Raw genomic sequence first — 15,269 nt, forward strand, 5'->3', positions numbered from 1 at the left:
AGGCGGCGACGGTCAAACCGGTACCTGTGGGTACCGTGTCCGCCGGCAAGGTGGCGGCCAAGGCGGCCGTGCCGGAGGCGGCCGCGCAACCGGCCCCCCAATGGCCGTCCGCGGGCACCGCCGAGGTCGACCTGCCCACGGCAACGACGCAGGGCAGAGTGGCTTCGCCCGCCCGAGCCGGGGCGCTGCCGGTGCGGGTGAACCGCCCCGAGGCCTCCGCGCGCGGTGCCAGCTCGGTGCCGAGCCGGGTCCGGGTCAGTGTGCTCGACCAGCGGGCCGCCGAGCAGGCGCGGATCCGAGGACTCCTGATCCGGGTCGCCCGGGTCGACGGCGCCGCCGACCGGGGCACCGTCGAACTCGGCGTCGACTACCGGGCATTCGCCACCGCCTACGGTGCCGACTGGGCGAGCCGGCTACGCCTGGTCTCCCTGCCGGCCTGTGCCCTCAGCACACCGGGGCGTCCGGAGTGTGCCGGCACCGTCCTGCCGACTCGCAACGACCTCGCCACGCGTACGGCGACTGCCTCCGTTCCGGTCGAGCCTCGGACGACGGAGAAGGGCAGCCTCGACCTGGCGGCGCAGGGAAGCCTGTTCGCCCTGACCGCCGGCACCTCCGGTGCGGCCGGTGACTACGGCGCCACCAGTCTCTCGCCTTCGGCGACATGGTCGGCCGGTACCAGCTCCGGCGACTTCACCTGGTCCTACCCGATGCGCAACCCCCCAGGGCTGAACGGGCCGACCCCGGAGATGAAGCTGTCCTACTCCGCGCAGAGCGTCGACGGCCGGCACGCGGCCTCCAACAACCAGCCATCCTGGGTGGGGGAGGGGTTCGAGTTCGTTCCCGGTGACTTCATCGAACGGCGTTACCGGTCCTGCGGGCAGGACATGGATGGCGCCGACAACAACAATGGGAGCAAGACCGGTGACCTGTGCTGGGAGACCAACAACGCGACGCTCTCGTTGGGCGGCGCGGGTGGTGAGCTGATCTACAACGCCACCGACGGATACTGGCACCCGCGCCGGGACGACGGCACTCGGGCCGAGCGCATCGTCGGTGGAACCTCGTACGGCAACGGTGACAACGACGGTGAGCACTGGAAGGTCACCACCACCAACGGCACCCAGTACTGGTTCGGTCGGCAGAAGCTGGCCGGTTGGACCACCGACAAGGCGGTGACCAACTCCACCTGGACGGTCCCGGTCTTCGGTAACGACCCCGATGAACCCTGCCGGGGCTCCACCTTCGCCGCCTCAGACTGCATGCAGGCATGGCGGTGGAACCTGGACTACGTCGTCGATCCGCATGGCAACACCATGTCGCTCTGGTACGCGAAGGAGTCCAACGGATACGCCCGCAACAACACCGCGGACGACGTGGCCTCCTACACGCGGGGCGGCTATCTGACCCGGATCGAGTACGGCACCGACAACCGCACCACGGTCGGCGGTGTCCGCACCGACTCGCTCTATCGTGGCGTGGCCGCACCGATGCGGGTCGACTTCGCCGCGGCGGACCGGTGCCTGAACGACTGCTCCAAGCACGATGCCGCCCACTGGCCCGACACCCCCTGGGACCAGGAGTGCACCGGCGACTCCTGCCTGGTCGGTGCGCCCACCTTCTGGTCCAAGAAGCGGCTGTCGGCGGTGACCACACAGGTCCGCGACGGTAGCGCCTACCGCAACGTGGAGCGATGGACCCTCACCCACACGTTCCCCGACCCGGGTGACGGCACCAGGGCGGGTCTGTTCCTGAAGAAGATCTCCCACGAGGGCCTGGTCGGCACCACGGCCTCGGTACCGGCAATCGAGTTCACCGAGACGCAGCTCAGCAACCGGGTGGACACCATCGACCACTCGGCCGCGATGAACTGGATGCGTCTCGCGGCGATCCGCAGCGAGAGCGGTGGCACGGTGAACGTCACCTACTCCAAGCCGGACTGCATCGCCGGGTCCCGGATGCCCAGTGCCCCGCACAACAACACGATGCGCTGCTTCCCGGTCCGCTGGACACCGGAGGGCTACACCAACCCGGTCACCGACTGGTTCCACAAGTACGTGGTGACCACCATCTACGAGATCGACCACACCGGTGGCGTACCGCCGAACGGCAGCCCGCGGACCGCCTACTCGTACAGCTACCTCGGCGACCCGGCCTGGCACTACGCCGACGACGACGGGCTGATCGGGAAGAAGGACAAGACCTGGTCGGTGTGGCGGGGCTACGAGAGGGTCGGCGTCACGGTCGGCGACCCGGGCGAGCAGACCTACGTCGAGACGAAGTACTTCCGCGGCATGCACGGCGACAAGCAGCCGACCGGGACCCGGAGCGTACCGGTGACGGGGACCGGTGTGCCGACGGTGAACGACGAGGACGCCTACGCTGGCATGGAGCGGGAGAAGACCACGTACAACGGTCCCGGCGGCGCGGTGATCTCCCGGGAGGTCAGCGAGCCGTGGCAGTCCGCCGCCACCGCCTCCCGAACCATCAACGGCGACCTTGTCCAAGCGAGATTCGTAGACGTCTCCGGACGGCACAACCGGGTGACCCTGGACGCCGGGCGCGGCGAGCGGGTCACCTCGCAGTACACCACCTTCGACGGCGACGGGTTGCCGACTCGGGTGGACGACCGGGGTGACACCGCCAAGACTGGCGACGAGCAGTGTGTGAAGACCGAGTACGCGAACAACACGACGAACTGGCTGATCGGTAGCCCGCACACCCGGTCCACCTACGCGGTCGGCTGCGCCGATGCCACCAACCCGACCACCCTCACCGCGGACAAGGTCATCTCGGTCGACCGGATCTCATACGACGGCAACGCTCACGGTGTCGCGCCGACGCGGGGTGAGGTCAGCCGGAACGAGGAGATGTCGGCCTGGACCGCGGGTGTCCCGTCGTTCGTGACCGTGTCCCGGGCGGCGTTCGACCCGTACGGCCGGGTCACCGAGACCTGGGACGCGATGGACTTCCGGTCCACCACGGCCTACACGCCGACAAGCGGTGGTCCACTGACCCAGATGGTGGTGACCAACCCACTCGGTCACACCACGACCAGCGAACAGGAGCCGGGGTGGGGGCTGGCCACAAAGGTCACCGACGCCAACGGCAAGGTGACCCAACTAGGTTACGACGGACTCGGTCGGCTCACCGGCGTCTGGAAGCCGGGCCGGAACAAAGCGACGCAGTCGGCAAACACCAGCTACGAGTACCTGATCCGAGCCGATGCCCCGTCCGTGATCACGACCCGCGCGGTCAATCCCGCCGGTAATCAGGTCACCGCCTACGAGCTGTACGACGGGTTGTTGCGCAAACGACAGACCCAGGCGGCCTCTCCATCAGGAGGGCGGCTGTTGACCGACACGTTCTACGACACCGCCGGCAGGGAGGCGACGTCGTACAGCGCCTACCATGCTTCCGGCACGCCGGGTACGACCCTGGTCACCGCCACCGAGAAGGCGTTCGTGCCGAGCCAGATGCGCACGGAGTACGACGGCGCCGGCCGAGCGATCGCATCGATCTTCCAGCCGTACGGGTCCGAGCGTTACCGCACCCGCACCTACTACGCCGGCGACCGGGTCGACACCACGCCGCCGTCCGGAGGAACGGTTACCTCCAAGGTCGGCGACGCGCTGGGGCGCACCGTGGAGCTGCGACAGTTCCGTGGCTCCACGCCCGTCGGCAGTTACGAGTCGACGTGGTACCGATACGACGCCAAGGGTCAGTTGGACCGGGTGACCGACCCGGCCGGTAACCACTGGACGTTCGGGTACGACGCGCGCGGCCGTCAAGTGAGTCGGAACGACCCGGACAAGGGCTCGACGACCATGACCTACGACAACGCCGACCGGGTCACCTCAAGTACCGACGCCCGCAACCAGAAGCTCGTGCACCTGTACGACCCGCTGGGTCGTAAACGGGCCACCTACGAGAACCAGGTCGGCGGGTCGCAGCGGGCGGCGTGGATCTACGACACCCTGGCCAAGGGGCAGCTCTCACAGAGCACGCGGATGGTCGGTTCCGCTGCGTATCAGGTGAAGGTCATTGGTTACACGGACGGTTACCAGCCCACGGGAACGCAGGTGATCATCCCCACCTCGGAGACTGGGCTCGACGGCACCTACAACTTCAACTACACCTACAACGTGGACGGCAGCGTCGCGTCCTCGGCCTATCCCCAGACCGGCGACCTGCCAGCCGAGACGCTGTCCAACCACTATGATCCGGTCACTGGTCTGCCGAAGCGGCTGACCACGCTCTACGGCGCGCAACCGGAGTCCAGCTACGTGGCGGACACGGACTACAACGCCCTCGGCAAAGTCGATCAGTACGAGATGTACACCGGCCTCTTCTCGGAGACCGGGTCACGGTTCTTCCGCTCCTTCACCTACGAACTCGAGACCGGACGGTTGACCGGTAGTCGGACCGACCGGGACTCGGTCGCGCCGCACACCATCACCGATGTCCGTTACAGCTACGACGAGGTCGGCAACATCAAGAAGATGTCCGACCTGGCCGCGGTCGGCGGGGCGGATCACCAGTGCTTCAGCCACGACTTCCGCGGGCAGTTGGCTGAGGCGTGGACGCCGTCGAACGGCGACTGCGCCGCCGCACCGACGCTGGCCGCGCTCGGCGGTCCCGCGAAGTACTGGCTGAAATGGGACATCGACGCGGCCGGTCGTCGGCTGACGGAGATCGATCGTGCCGCGCCCAACGGTGAGCGGACGACCAGCTACACCTACGGATACCCGGCCGGCGGCGGGTCCCTGCCGCACGCGCTGAACGGCACCAGCACCAAGGTCAATGGTGTTGTCACCGAGACGGCCGCCTATACGTACGACGAGGCGGGCAACACCCTGACGCGGCCGACGCCGACGGCAGGAAAACAGTCCCTGACCTGGGACCCAGAGGGGATGCTCGCCACCAGCACCGACAGCACCGGCACCACGAGCTACGTCTACGACGCGGACGGCAACAGATTGATCCGCAAGGACCCGACCGGCAAGACGCTGTACCTCGCGGGCCAGGAACTGCGGTACCGGACCTCCGACCAGAGCCGGACCTGCACGCGCTACTACACCTTCGCGGGACAGGCAGTGGCCTCACGTACCACCGCCGGCCTGGTCTGGCTGGCAAGCGACCACCAGGGCACCGCCCAGGTCTCGGTGAAGGAGAGCGACCAGCAGTTCACCGTACGTCGACAGACCCCCTACGGCACCCCGCGCGGCGGTCAGCCGGCCTGGCCGAACAGCAAGGGCTTCGTGGGCGGGACGGTCGACAATACTGGCCTTGTCCACCTCGGGATGCGCGAGTACGACCCGCTGGTTGGCCGCTTCGTCAGCGTCGACCCGGTGTTCAACGAGGACGCTCCGGAGCAGATGAACGGATACGCCTACTCGGGTAACAGCCCCATCACCCACTCCGATCCGAGCGGGCGGGAGCCGGGCGGCAGCTGGATGTACGTCGGCAGTGATCGTTGGACCAGCACAAAGGGTGGTTACCGCTACCACTTCCGGGCTGACTACTACCTGTTCTGCCGCTACGGCGGATCGCAGTGTCTGGGTGGGGTCGGCGGCACGGCGTACTGGATCCCGATGCAATACGCCGGCCTACCCGGCGTTTGGCTGGTAGCCCGCGTGGTGGTGAACGTCTGGCGGGTGGCACTCAACTTCTCCGGGCCGGTGGCTGGCCCGGCCAGTAGTCCGAAGCCCAGGGTGCAGATCCCGACGACGCCGGCCTGCCCGACAGTGCCGGTGCCGGCGAAGCCCGAGGGTGAGCTGGACGGGCCGACGTGCAAGTTCCGCGACTTCAAGTGTCTGTTCAGCGGTGGTGAGGGCGCCAAGAAGTGGTGGCGGGGCAACCGCGACTGGGTTACCGGCACCGTCGGTACGATCGGCGTGGGCGTCTGCATCGTCGCCACCGCGGGGGTCTGTGCGGTCGCCGGTGCGGCCGGCCTCGCCGTCGCCCTCGGCGGTCGGGCTCTGGACGTCCAGTCGTCGAAGAGCGGTTGGACCCAGGACAACGTCGAACGGATGTTCGCCGGAATGGCGATCGACTATGCCTCATCCAAGATCCCGGGTGTGCGGCTCTTCAAGACCACCCGCTCCGGGGCGACAGTCCATGCTCCACGCAGCGCACGCAACCCTACCCAGGACTACAGCCAGACCTGGGGACAGCAGTTCAAGCCGGGCGGCACCTGGGACGGCAATGCGATGCTGGCGGGCGGAGGTCGGACTGCCGGACAACTCGGCTGGTGGGGGGTATCGGCACCCGGCGGCATCGCACCGTGGCAGCAGGACATTCCGTTCACCGATCCGCTGAAGTGGTGAACTGCGGTCAGTAGTCGAGGCCCGGTCGGGGTCGTGGCGGCCCCGGCCGGGCTATCGTGAGTCCCTCGATAGGGAGGCGTGGATGGGAAAGCAGCGAGTTGGCGTTGGTACGCGCGGCAGCGGCGCCGGGCGGGTCCGATTCAAGGTCGGCCTGATGGCCGGTGCCTTCCTGCTGGCAGGCATTGCCCTGCTCGGGGGCTCGCTCGGTTTCCGGTGGCACGTCTCGTCCGAGGCTGATCGGTTGCAGAGCGCTGGCGTGCCGACCACGGCTACCATCTCCGACCGCTCTGGCGGCGGTGGCCGAGGCAGCGGAATCGACCGTATCGAGATCAATTATTTGTTCGACGGGGTGCAGTACGAGAAGTGGATCCCCTGCGCTGGCCTGACGGGTTGTCACAGCACGCCGGGGCCGCAGGTGACGATCCGGGTCGACCCCGCCGACCCGGAACGATTCGTGGCCGAGAACGGACACACGAACGGTTCACTGTCGTTCCTCATGTCCTGGACGCTGATTCCGATCGGTCTGGTGTTGACCGTCATCGGGGCCGGTCTGCTGTTCGTGGTGCTGAAGGACAAGGACAGCTGGGCCTGAGCCAGTTTCGGGGCCCCGTCGAGAGAGGAAACCAATGGCGCGACAGGTCAGGCAGAGCGGCTGGCGGCCGCCAGCCGCTCGCAACCCCAAGGCGTTCATCGTGTCTGTCGCAGGGGCGGTGCTGGTCCTGGTGGGCCTGCTGACCGACTCGATCGCCCTGGCCGCAGTCGGCGCTGCTCTGGCGGTGGCGGGGTGGCTGATCGCCCGCCGTGCCCGCTGACCGCCGCCCTCCTCAGCCGGCGACCGTCTCCGGCGTGCGCTCCGCCGGCCGGGTCAGCCACCCGCTGACCCGGCGCTCGGCGTAGAACGAGACGAACGGCACCGTGCCGGCCAGCATCACCAGCAGCATCCGCTTCAGCGGCCAGTCGGCTCGGCGGCTCAGGTCGAACGCAGCCACCAGGTAGATCATGTAAAGGAAACCGTGCGCCGGCCCGATCGTCTCCACGACGACCGGGTTGTCGAACGCGTACTTCAGCGGCATGCCGATCACGACCAGCAGGATCAGCACCACGCCCACGATCCAGGCGATCACGCGGTACCGGGTAAGGGCAGCGCCCACCTTCGTCCGTCCTTCCGAGCCCGGCTCAGCCGGGATAGTCACCGGGCCGGGCGCCCGGATTGGCGTTCAACCATGACAGGTAGTGGTTGTAGGCGGCCAGGTCGGTGTCCTCGACGACGTCGCCGGTGGCCGGCACCCGGGACACCCGCACCGGGCGGCGTACCCCCGGTCGGGACCCGGTGGTGACCGCCGGCGCCGGCTCGACGGCCGGATCCGCAGGCGGCGCGTCAGCCTCCGCCGCCTTGCGGCGGGCCAGCTTCACCTCACGCCACCAGACGTAGACCACGAAGCCGGCGAAGATCGGCCACTCGACCGCGTACCCCCAGCTCAGGCTGTTGCCGGCGGCGGCCCGGCTGATCTGCCACCAGCCCAGCCCCAGGAAGCCCACGACCAGCACGACCATGGCCACGTGGCGTGCGATCCACGCCGGGGTCCAGAGCCGCCTCATGACATTGAGGGTACCGGGGGCGCTACCGGTCTCCGACACCGTGTCGTAGTCGTCGCCTCGCCGGCGTGGTTTGGCATCACCGCGCCTGGGCAATCGTCTAGACGCCAGCCCAAACGAGATCAAGGGGGGCGATCATGACCGGATCGGTACGTGAGGACGGCTTTGCGTCCAGCGGCAGTGCGGATATGAGCCCGGAGCAGCGGGTGCCCGAGTGGGGCGGCGATCAGCTCGCCGACCCGGCCGGCGCTCCCGGCCTCGACGGCGACCTGCTCGGCATCGACCCGACGGAGCTGACCGACGAGGACCTGATCCGCGAGATGCACAGCCTGCACCGGACCCGCCTGGACACCCTGCGGCACGCGGCGGACTCCGCACTCGCGAACCACCTACGGCGCACGGCGGAGCTGGAGACCGAGTACCTGGCCCGCCACCCGGGTCGCGAGGTCGATCCCAGCCGCCTGCGGGACGCGTGATGCCGGCGCGCGCCGTGCGCGGAATGTCCGCGCCACCCGAGGTGGTCTTCAGCACTGCCACCGACCCCGACCGTGCCTCGGCCTGGCTGCCGGAGCCGCTGCGCGGCGACGGCAGCCCCGCCGCGGAGATCAGCGGCGAGGAGTTGCGCGCTCGCTGGGGCGACGGCGACGCCGACGACTGGTCCGCCGAGATCCGGGTGGAGCCGGCGGATTCCGGCGGTGCCCGGATCCAGCTCGACCTGGCCGACGGGTCCGGCGGGCCCGGTCCGGACCAGTTGGCCGACGAGGCGCTCACCAACCTGGCACGCGAGGTCGCCGACAACCTCCAGGCCGGCTGAGCCGGCCGCGCGGGACGCCATTCCCGCACCACCACGACAGTTGAGGAGATCGGGTGAGCGACACTGGCCTGCGACAGAAGGCGGCCCGGCTGCGCCGGGCGTACGCGCCACACGAGCACCGGCCGCTCGGCGGCTACCTGGTGGCGATGGGCGCCTACGCCGGGGTGACCGGGGCTCTCGCCGGGCTCGTCAAGGCGACCGGCCGGCCCGTGCCGGAACGTCCCGCGCCGTCCGACGTGGTGCTGCTCTCCATCGCCACGCACAAGCTGAGCCGGTTGCTGTCCAAGGACGCGGTGACCAGCCCGTTGCGGGCGCCGTTCACCCGCTACGACCGTCCGATCGGCAGCGGCGAAGTGATGGAGCAGGTCCGCGACTCGGGCAGCCCCACCCGGCACGCCATCGGCGAACTGCTGAGCTGCCCGTTCTGCCTGGCGGTCTGGGTGGCCACCGGGCTGACCGGTGGCCTGGTGCTCGCACCCCGGCTCACCCGCCTGGTGGCCACCGCGCTGACGGCGGTCGCCGCGTCCGACTTCCTCCAGATGGCGTACGCGACGGCGCAGCAGGCCGCCGAGGGCGGGCACCGCGACGACGACTGACGACCAAAACGCGAAAGGGGGGCCGGCAGACACCGGCCCCCCTTTCGCGTACGCCTCAACGTTGCATGCCGGACCAACCGTGCGGCGACTCCGGCTCCCGTTCGTCCTCGTCCGCCCCGGTGATGATGTCCCGATCCACCGCCGTACGGTCGTGCTCGTTGGCGAAGTCCGGCTCGGGCGTGGTGTCCCTGCCCTTCGGGGGCTGACCCAGCGCCGGCACCTTCTCGTCGTGGTCCTCGTGGTGCGTCATGTCGGTGTCCCTCCTGCGGTCGTTCGCGCGATGGTGCCGCCCAGGTCGCTCAACCGATGGAACCGCCCAGCAGGTCGCTGGCCTCGTCCACCGCGTACTCGCCCTCGGGAAGCGCGTCGATGCGGGCGAGTAGGTCCGGTGGAAGCTCGGCGGCCACCGCCCGGCGATAGATCTCCGCCTGGGTGACCCGCTCCTGCGCCCGGAAGATGTCGTCGAGCAGGTCGTCGAGGGCCTGGGTGTCCGGCTCGTCGGCCACGGATGCGTCGTCGGTCACGTCGATCAGCTACCCGGGGCGGAATCGGTCAAACGTCACGCTGTCGGCGCGGGTGACCAACCGCTGTCCGCTTCCGCATGAGGCGGTACAGACAGCGCCGCCCCCGGCCTTGTGGGCCGGGGGCGGCGCTGGTGTCGGTGTGCAGGTCGCCTCTCGGCGAGTGGCACTACGCGGCTCCAGCCGGACGGTATTCCGCGAAGGCTATTTAGGTGAGGCCCGGGGACACTGGACACACCGACACCCCAGTCAACGAGCCGACCCCCGTTCGTGTTCCGCGGGTAGTGGTGTCGGCGGTCACACCGTCGTCGGCAGTGTGGCCCGACGGGCCCGCACGGCCGAGGCGAGGTGGTCGAGCACCTCGGCGGTGTCGTCCCAGCCCAGGCAGGCGTCGGTGACCGACCGGCCGTACTCCAGCTCCCGGGTCGGGTCGAGCTCCTGCCGGCCGGGCAGCAGGAAGGACTCCAGCATCACGCCGGTGATCCCACGCTGGCCGCCGGCCAGTTGGGCGGCCACGTCCGCGGCGACCAGCGGCTGGTTGCGGTGGTCCTTGCCGCTGTTGGCGTGACTGGCGTCGATCACCAGCCGCTCCGGCAGGCCGGCGGCACGGAGCAGATCGAGTGCCCCGGCGACCGACTCGGCGTCGTAGTTGGGCCGGCCGCCCCCACCGCGCAACACCAGGTGCCCGTCGGTGTTGCCCCGGGTGTGCATGATCGCCGGGGTGCCGGAGAAGTCGATGCCGGGGAAGACGTGCGGCACGCCGGCGGCGCGGATCGCGTCCACTGCCGTGCCGATGCTGCCGTCCGGGCGGTTCTTCATGCCGATCGGCATGGACAGGCCGGAGGCGAGCTGGCGGTGCACCTGGCTCTCCACGGTGCGGGCACCGATCGCGCCCCAGGCCACCGTGTCCGCGATGTACTGCGGGGTGATCGGGTCGAGGAACTCGCAACCCACCGGCAGGCCGAGGCGGAGCACGTCGAGCAGCAGCGCCCGGGCCAGCCGCAGACCGGTGTTGACGTCCCCGCTGCCGTCCAGACCGGGGTCGTTGATCAGGCCCTTCCAACCGACAGTGGAGCGCGGCTTCTCGAAGTAGACCCGCATGACGATCAGCAGGTCGTCGGCGAGCCGGTCGGCTGCCGTCCGAAGACGCTGCGCGTAGTCCAGGGCGGCGGCCGGGTCGTGCACCGAGCAGGGACCGACCACCACCAGCAGGCGGTCGTCCTCGCGGTCCAGCACGCGACCGACCGCGCGGCGGCCGGTCAACACGGCCGACGCGAGCGGGGCGTCCAGGGGCAACTCGTGGTGCAGCAGGGCGGGCGTGGTCAGCGGCACGACACGGTCGATCCGCTGATCGCTGACCCGATCGGTCTCCGGGGTCGTCACGGTGGGCATCCTTCCGCCGACCGTGCCCGGGGCCGGTGCCCGGGACGAGCCGGCTGCTCGTACGCAAAAGGGCAGGAACGACAGCTCCTGCCCAGCCGGCTCGGTCCGTGGTGACGTCAGTTCATGGTGAAGTCACCGGCGTGCGAGCCGGCTGCCTAAACCATCGATAGGAACGCGTCACCGGGCCAGCGTACCCGACCGGACGCGGTCAACCGTCCTGTCGTCCCAAGATGCGGGGCGAAGATCGCGTGCCGGCGGGGCGGTCGGGGTAACAGGGGTGCCATGACACACGAGCAGAGCGATCAGGAGCGGGTGGAATCCCGCGCGCACCACCTCCTGCCCGAGGAGAAGGCGGTGGGCAGCGACGACCCGGAGGCGCAGGCGGAGGCCATCCTCGCCGACTCGGACATCCGCGAGGCGGACCAGAACGCCGCACCGGACACGGTGCTGGAGCGTCGTACCTCGGATCAGACAGTGGTGGCTGTCGAACCGCCGGACTGAGCGGTCGCCCCACGGGCCCGGCGCGACCCCCGGTAGGTCTGGTCGCGCAGCCAGGCCAGCGGACCTGCCACCCGCAGTTCGGGTGGCAGGTTGCGCACCGGGTCGAACGCGAGCGCCGCGTCCTCCTCGGCGCTGAGCTGGGCACCGAGACTCACCTGCCCGACCAGCCGCCACGGCCCCACCGCAGACGCGACAGCGAGCACCAGGCGCGGGGTGTCCGTCCGGGTCGCGGCGACCGCCGTGGCCAGGCTGCGACCGAGGTCGGCCGAGTCGGGGTCGGCCAGCGCGGCCAGCCAGAGGCGGCGCCGACCCGCGCGGTAACACGTGATCGTGCTGTACGTGCCGGAGAAGCGGCGTCGGGCCAGCGGCAGGTTCCGCAGCACCGGGGCCGCGCCGCTGGAGCTGACCAGCAGGTCGAACGGCCGGGCAGCGTCGCGGTGCAGGCGCAGTGCGAGGCCCAGGACGTCGGGCCAACTACCGGGCGTGGGCGTCCCCTTGGAGAGCCGGACGGTGGTCCGGTACCGGCCGGAGTGGTCCAGCAGAGCGACCCCGGTGGGCGGTCCGGGCGTACCCCAGATCACCGTCTCGCCGACGAACGAGCGACCGGCCGGATGCAGCAACCGGCCTCGGCGCAGCCGGCCGAGAGCGGTGCTGGCGCGTTCGACGGCGGTGGCGGCCCGGCCGGCGGACCGGGACGGAGGCGGGGTGACGGTCATTGCTCTCCGGTACCCCACGCGGCGGCTCCGATGCCGCCCGGGTCGGCTCGCCGACCGACCACACGTCACCTTTCCGCCTTCGAGATCGGATAGCGTCGGGGGCATGCCCGACAGCGGTTACCCCTGGCCCATTCAGACGTCCCGACTGGACAACGGCCTGCGCGTGGTGGTGAGTGAGGATCGCACCGCGCCCGCCGTGGCCGTCAACCTCTGGTACGACGTCGGCTCCCGGCACGAGCCGGCCGGGCAGACCGGGTTCGCCCACCTCTTCGAGCACCTGATGTTCGAGGGCTCGGTGAACGTGGCGAAGACCGAGCACATGAAGCTGATTCAGGGCTCCGGCGGCTCGCTCAACGCCACCACCAACCCGGACCGGACCAACTATTTCGAGACGGTCCCGGCCGAGCACCTGGAGCTGGCGCTCTGGTTGGAGGCCGACCGGATGGGCGGTCTGGTCCCCGCCCTCACCCAGGAGACGCTGGACAACCAGCGGGACGTGGTGAAGAACGAGCGCCGGCAGCGCTACGAGAACGTGCCGTACGGCGACGCCTGGCTGCGGTTGCTGCCGCTGCTCTACCCGCCGGGGCACCCCTACCACCACGCGACGATCGGCTCGATGGCCGACCTGAACGCCGCCGACCTGGCCACCTTCCAGGCGTTCCACCAGACCTACTACGCGCCGAACAACGCGGTGCTCACAGTGGTCGGCGACGCCACCGCCTCCGACGTGTTCGCGCTCGCCGACAAGTATTTCGGCGCGCTGCCCGCCCGCGACGACATCCCGCCGGCACCGGACGGCCGCGACGTCCCCGCCACCGGGCAGACGGCCGTCGAGTCGGTGAGCGCCGACGTGCCGGCGCCACGGGTCTACATCGCCCACCGCAGCTACCCGTTCGGCAGCCCGGGATACAACGTGATCACCGTGCTCGCCACCATCCTGGGCAGCGGTCGGGGCAGCCGGCTCTACCAGCGCCTCGCTGACGGGGAGCGGATCGCGCAACCGGACCTGGTCGGGGCGTACGGGGTGGACCTCGCACACGCCCCGGCACCGCTGATCGCCACCGCCACCGCCCGCCCCGGAGTGAGCGCCGAGCGGCTGGCCGAAGGGCTGGCCGAGGTCGTCGACGAGCTGGCCACAGTGCCGGTGACCGCCGCCGAGCTGGATCGCGCCAAGGCGTTGCTCAGCACCGGTTGGTGGCGTCAGCTCTCCACCGTCGACGGCCGCGCGGACCTGCTCGGCCGGTACACCACGCAGTTCGGTGACCCGGCCCGCATCGCCGAGCAGTTGCCGGCCCTGCTCGCCGTCACCGCCGAGCAGATCGCCGAGGCCGCCGCCGACGTGCTCGCCACCGACCGGGTGACCCTGACCTACCTGCCCGAGGAGACCTCATGACGCTCATCGCCGACCGTCCCGGCCCGGGCGCCGCCCGCCCGTACCGGTTCCCGCCGGTGGTCCGCCGCGCCGCGGCCGGTGGTCAGGTCGTCGCCGCGCACCTGCCGGGGCAGAACCTCGCCGTGGCCCTCCTGTTGCTCGACGTGGGCGCGGGCCAGGAGCCGGTCGGCAAGGAGGGCCTGTCCGGCGTGCTGGCCAAGGCGTTGGAGGAGGGGACCGCTCAGCGGGACGCCGCCGCGTACGCGCTCGCCGTCGAAGGGCTCGGCACCGCTCTGTCGACCGGTCTGGACTGGGACTCGTTCCAGGCCAGCGTGGTGATCCCGGTGGACCGGCTGAGCGCGGCAGTGGAACTGCTCGCCGAGGCGGTCCGGACGCCCAGGCTCGATCCCGCCGACGTACGCCGGGTCCGCGACGACGAGGCGACCGCGCTCCGGATGGACTGGGCCAACCCCGGCCCGCGCGCCGACGCCGCGCTGCGCGCCGACCTGTTCGGCGCGCAGAACCGCTGGGGACGGCCCATGCACGGCGACCCGGAGTCGGTCGCCGGGTTGGACGTGGAGGACGTGACCGTTTTCCACTCGGAGTGGTTCCTGCGCCCCGGCACCCTGATCGTCGCCGGTGACCTGGACCGGATCGACCTGGACACGCTGGCCGCCGCGGCGTTCGCCGGCACCGGTGGTGGCCCCGCCGAGCGGGGTGGCCCCATCGAGGTGCCGCTGCACAGCGGTCGGCGGATCATCCTGGTGGACCGGCCCGGCTCGGTGCAGTCCACGCTGCGGCTGGGCCACCCGTCACCACACCGGGCGCACCCCGACCACGTGCCGATGACGCTCGCCGGCACGGTTCTCGGCGGGGCGTTCACCTCCCGACTCAACCACCTGCTGCGGGAGGTGCACGGCTACACCTACGGCATCCGGGGCGACTTCGCCGCGTCGCGGCGGTTCGGTCGGTTCGCTGTCAGTTCCGGCGTGCAGACGGCGGTCACCGCGCCGGCCCTGGTCGAGGCGGTGGGCGAGATCACCCGTACCCAGGCCACCGGGGTGACCGAGGACGAGCTGGAGGTGGCCCGCTCCTGGCGGGCCGGGCAGCTCTCGGTCGAGTTGCAGAGCCCTCGGGCGATCGCCTCCGCGCTGACCACCCTGGTGGTGCACGACCTGCCGGACGACTACCACGCGCGGTTGCGCGAGTCGCTGCTCTCCGCCGACGTGGACCAGGTCTCCGCGGCGGCAGCCACCCACCTGCACCCGGAAGCTCTCACCCTGGTCATCGAGGGCGACGCCGCAGTGATCCGCGGCGACCTGGAGGCCGCCGCCCTAGGAGATCTCCTCCCCTGACCCCCGGACGAACGCCGTTGATCAAGAGGTTTGCGTCATCCGGAGCACGGTTCCTGACGCAAACCTCTTGATCGACAGCTGTAGGGCGG

The 15,269-nt window shown here is 70.3% G+C and carries 14 protein-coding genes; 8 read left to right on the plus strand and 6 right to left on the minus strand.

The genetic code is table 11. The features are described from left to right. Nucleotides 1-26 precede the first annotated feature (26 nt). Entirely contained in the window at nucleotides 27-6,326 is a 6,300-nt protein-coding gene (locus OG598_RS32885) for an RHS repeat-associated core domain-containing protein (protein ID WP_328652412.1), read from the plus strand. A gap of 154 nt (nucleotides 6,327-6,480) precedes the next feature. Further along, nucleotides 6,481-6,918, plus strand: a complete 438-nt coding sequence (locus OG598_RS32890) for a DUF3592 domain-containing protein (protein WP_328652413.1) — start codon at nucleotides 6,481-6,483, stop codon at nucleotides 6,916-6,918. Between the two features lie 232 nt (nucleotides 6,919-7,150). Here the strand turns inward: OG598_RS32890 and OG598_RS32895 are convergent, their stop codons facing one another. Together OG598_RS32895 and OG598_RS32900 are read right to left on the minus strand one after the other, a co-directional pair. Next, nucleotides 7,151-7,477, minus strand: a complete 327-nt coding sequence (locus tag OG598_RS32895) for a DUF3817 domain-containing protein (RefSeq protein ID WP_328652414.1) — start codon at nucleotides 7,475-7,477, stop codon at nucleotides 7,151-7,153. A gap of 25 nt (nucleotides 7,478-7,502) precedes the next feature. Beyond that, the gene (locus OG598_RS32900; RefSeq protein WP_328652415.1) at nucleotides 7,503-7,925 is read right to left on the minus strand and encodes a hypothetical protein; all 423 of its coding nucleotides are present in this window, start codon (nucleotides 7,923-7,925) and stop codon (nucleotides 7,503-7,505) included. 131 nt (nucleotides 7,926-8,056) lie between these two features. Between OG598_RS32900 and OG598_RS32905 the strand changes: the two genes are divergently transcribed. From OG598_RS32905 to OG598_RS32915, 3 genes are read left to right on the plus strand one after another with little or no spacing between them, the layout of a single operon-like run. Beyond that, nucleotides 8,057-8,398, plus strand: a complete 342-nt coding sequence (locus tag OG598_RS32905) for a DUF6158 family protein (protein ID WP_442931545.1) — start codon at nucleotides 8,057-8,059, stop codon at nucleotides 8,396-8,398. Beyond that, nucleotides 8,398-8,736, plus strand: a complete 339-nt coding sequence (locus OG598_RS32910) for an SRPBCC family protein (protein ID WP_238678168.1) — start codon at nucleotides 8,398-8,400, stop codon at nucleotides 8,734-8,736. The genes OG598_RS32905 and OG598_RS32910 overlap by 1 nt, the downstream gene beginning before the upstream one ends. A 53-nt stretch (nucleotides 8,737-8,789) precedes the next feature. After that, nucleotides 8,790-9,332: a DUF1360 domain-containing protein gene (locus tag OG598_RS32915; protein ID WP_328652417.1), complete on the plus strand. Its 543-nt coding sequence runs from the start codon at nucleotides 8,790-8,792 to the stop codon at nucleotides 9,330-9,332. A 55-nt stretch (nucleotides 9,333-9,387) separates the two neighbouring features. On the opposite strand, the gene OG598_RS32920 is transcribed toward OG598_RS32915, so the two are convergent. The 3 genes from OG598_RS32920 to OG598_RS32930 form a co-directional block, all read right to left on the minus strand. Continuing rightward, nucleotides 9,388-9,582, minus strand: a complete 195-nt coding sequence (locus OG598_RS32920) for a hypothetical protein (protein WP_091405645.1) — start codon at nucleotides 9,580-9,582, stop codon at nucleotides 9,388-9,390. 49 nt (nucleotides 9,583-9,631) lie between these two features. After that, nucleotides 9,632-9,865, minus strand: a complete 234-nt coding sequence (locus tag OG598_RS32925; RefSeq protein WP_238410902.1) for a hypothetical protein — start codon at nucleotides 9,863-9,865, stop codon at nucleotides 9,632-9,634. A gap of 285 nt (nucleotides 9,866-10,150) precedes the next feature. Further along, entirely contained in the window at nucleotides 10,151-11,245 is a 1,095-nt protein-coding gene (locus OG598_RS32930; RefSeq protein WP_328652418.1) for a 3-deoxy-7-phosphoheptulonate synthase, read from the minus strand. 273 nt (nucleotides 11,246-11,518) lie between these two features. On the opposite strand from OG598_RS32930, the gene OG598_RS32935 reads away from it, so the two are divergent. Continuing rightward, on the plus strand, nucleotides 11,519-11,737 hold the full coding sequence (locus tag OG598_RS32935; protein WP_328652419.1) for a hypothetical protein: 219 nt from the start codon (nucleotides 11,519-11,521) through the stop codon (nucleotides 11,735-11,737). Here the strand turns inward: OG598_RS32935 and OG598_RS32940 are convergent. Continuing rightward, a complete protein-coding gene (locus OG598_RS32940; RefSeq protein ID WP_328652420.1) occupies nucleotides 11,704-12,453 on the minus strand; it encodes a phosphodiesterase in 750 nt (249 codons plus the stop codon). The two genes, OG598_RS32935 and OG598_RS32940, sit on opposite strands and share 34 nt — an antisense overlap. 103 nt (nucleotides 12,454-12,556) lie before the next feature. Between OG598_RS32940 and OG598_RS32945 the strand changes: the two genes are divergently transcribed. Together OG598_RS32945 and OG598_RS32950 are read left to right on the plus strand one after the other, a co-directional pair. Beyond that, nucleotides 12,557-13,846 carry a M16 family metallopeptidase gene (locus OG598_RS32945; RefSeq protein WP_328652421.1) on the plus strand — a complete coding sequence of 430 codons (1,290 nt, stop codon included), beginning with the start codon at nucleotides 12,557-12,559 and terminating at the stop codon, nucleotides 13,844-13,846. Further along, nucleotides 13,843-15,180: a M16 family metallopeptidase gene (locus tag OG598_RS32950; protein WP_328652422.1), complete on the plus strand. Its 1,338-nt coding sequence runs from the start codon at nucleotides 13,843-13,845 to the stop codon at nucleotides 15,178-15,180. Before OG598_RS32945 ends, OG598_RS32950 begins: the two co-directional genes overlap by 4 nt. The last annotated feature ends 89 nt before the right edge of the window (nucleotides 15,181-15,269 follow it).

The organism is Micromonospora sp. NBC_00330, from assembly GCF_036136635.1.
In the GTDB taxonomy this organism is placed as follows: Bacteria; Actinomycetota; Actinomycetes; order Mycobacteriales; family Micromonosporaceae; genus Micromonospora; species Micromonospora salmantinae.

Bases quoted from the DNA above. Each gene is read 5' to 3' on its own strand.
- OG598_RS32940 (WP_328652420.1), bottom strand. From the start codon at position 12,453: ATGACCGTCACCCCGCCTCCGTCCCGGTCCGCCGGCCGGGCCGCCACC.
- OG598_RS32920 (WP_091405645.1), bottom strand. From the start codon at position 9,582: ATGACGCACCACGAGGACCACGACGAGAAGGTGCCGGCGCTGGGTCAG.
- OG598_RS32910 (WP_238678168.1), top strand. From the start codon at position 8,398: ATGCCGGCGCGCGCCGTGCGCGGAATGTCCGCGCCACCCGAGGTGGTC.
- OG598_RS32890 (WP_328652413.1), top strand. From the start codon at position 6,481: ATGGCCGGTGCCTTCCTGCTGGCAGGCATTGCCCTGCTCGGGGGCTCG.
- OG598_RS32930 (WP_328652418.1), bottom strand. From the start codon at position 11,245: ATGCCCACCGTGACGACCCCGGAGACCGATCGGGTCAGCGATCAGCGG.
- OG598_RS32900 (WP_328652415.1), bottom strand. From the start codon at position 7,925: ATGAGGCGGCTCTGGACCCCGGCGTGGATCGCACGCCACGTGGCCATG.
- OG598_RS32950 (WP_328652422.1), top strand. From the start codon at position 13,843: ATGACGCTCATCGCCGACCGTCCCGGCCCGGGCGCCGCCCGCCCGTAC.
- OG598_RS32935 (WP_328652419.1), top strand. From the start codon at position 11,519: ATGACACACGAGCAGAGCGATCAGGAGCGGGTGGAATCCCGCGCGCAC.
- OG598_RS32945 (WP_328652421.1), top strand. From the start codon at position 12,557: ATGCCCGACAGCGGTTACCCCTGGCCCATTCAGACGTCCCGACTGGAC.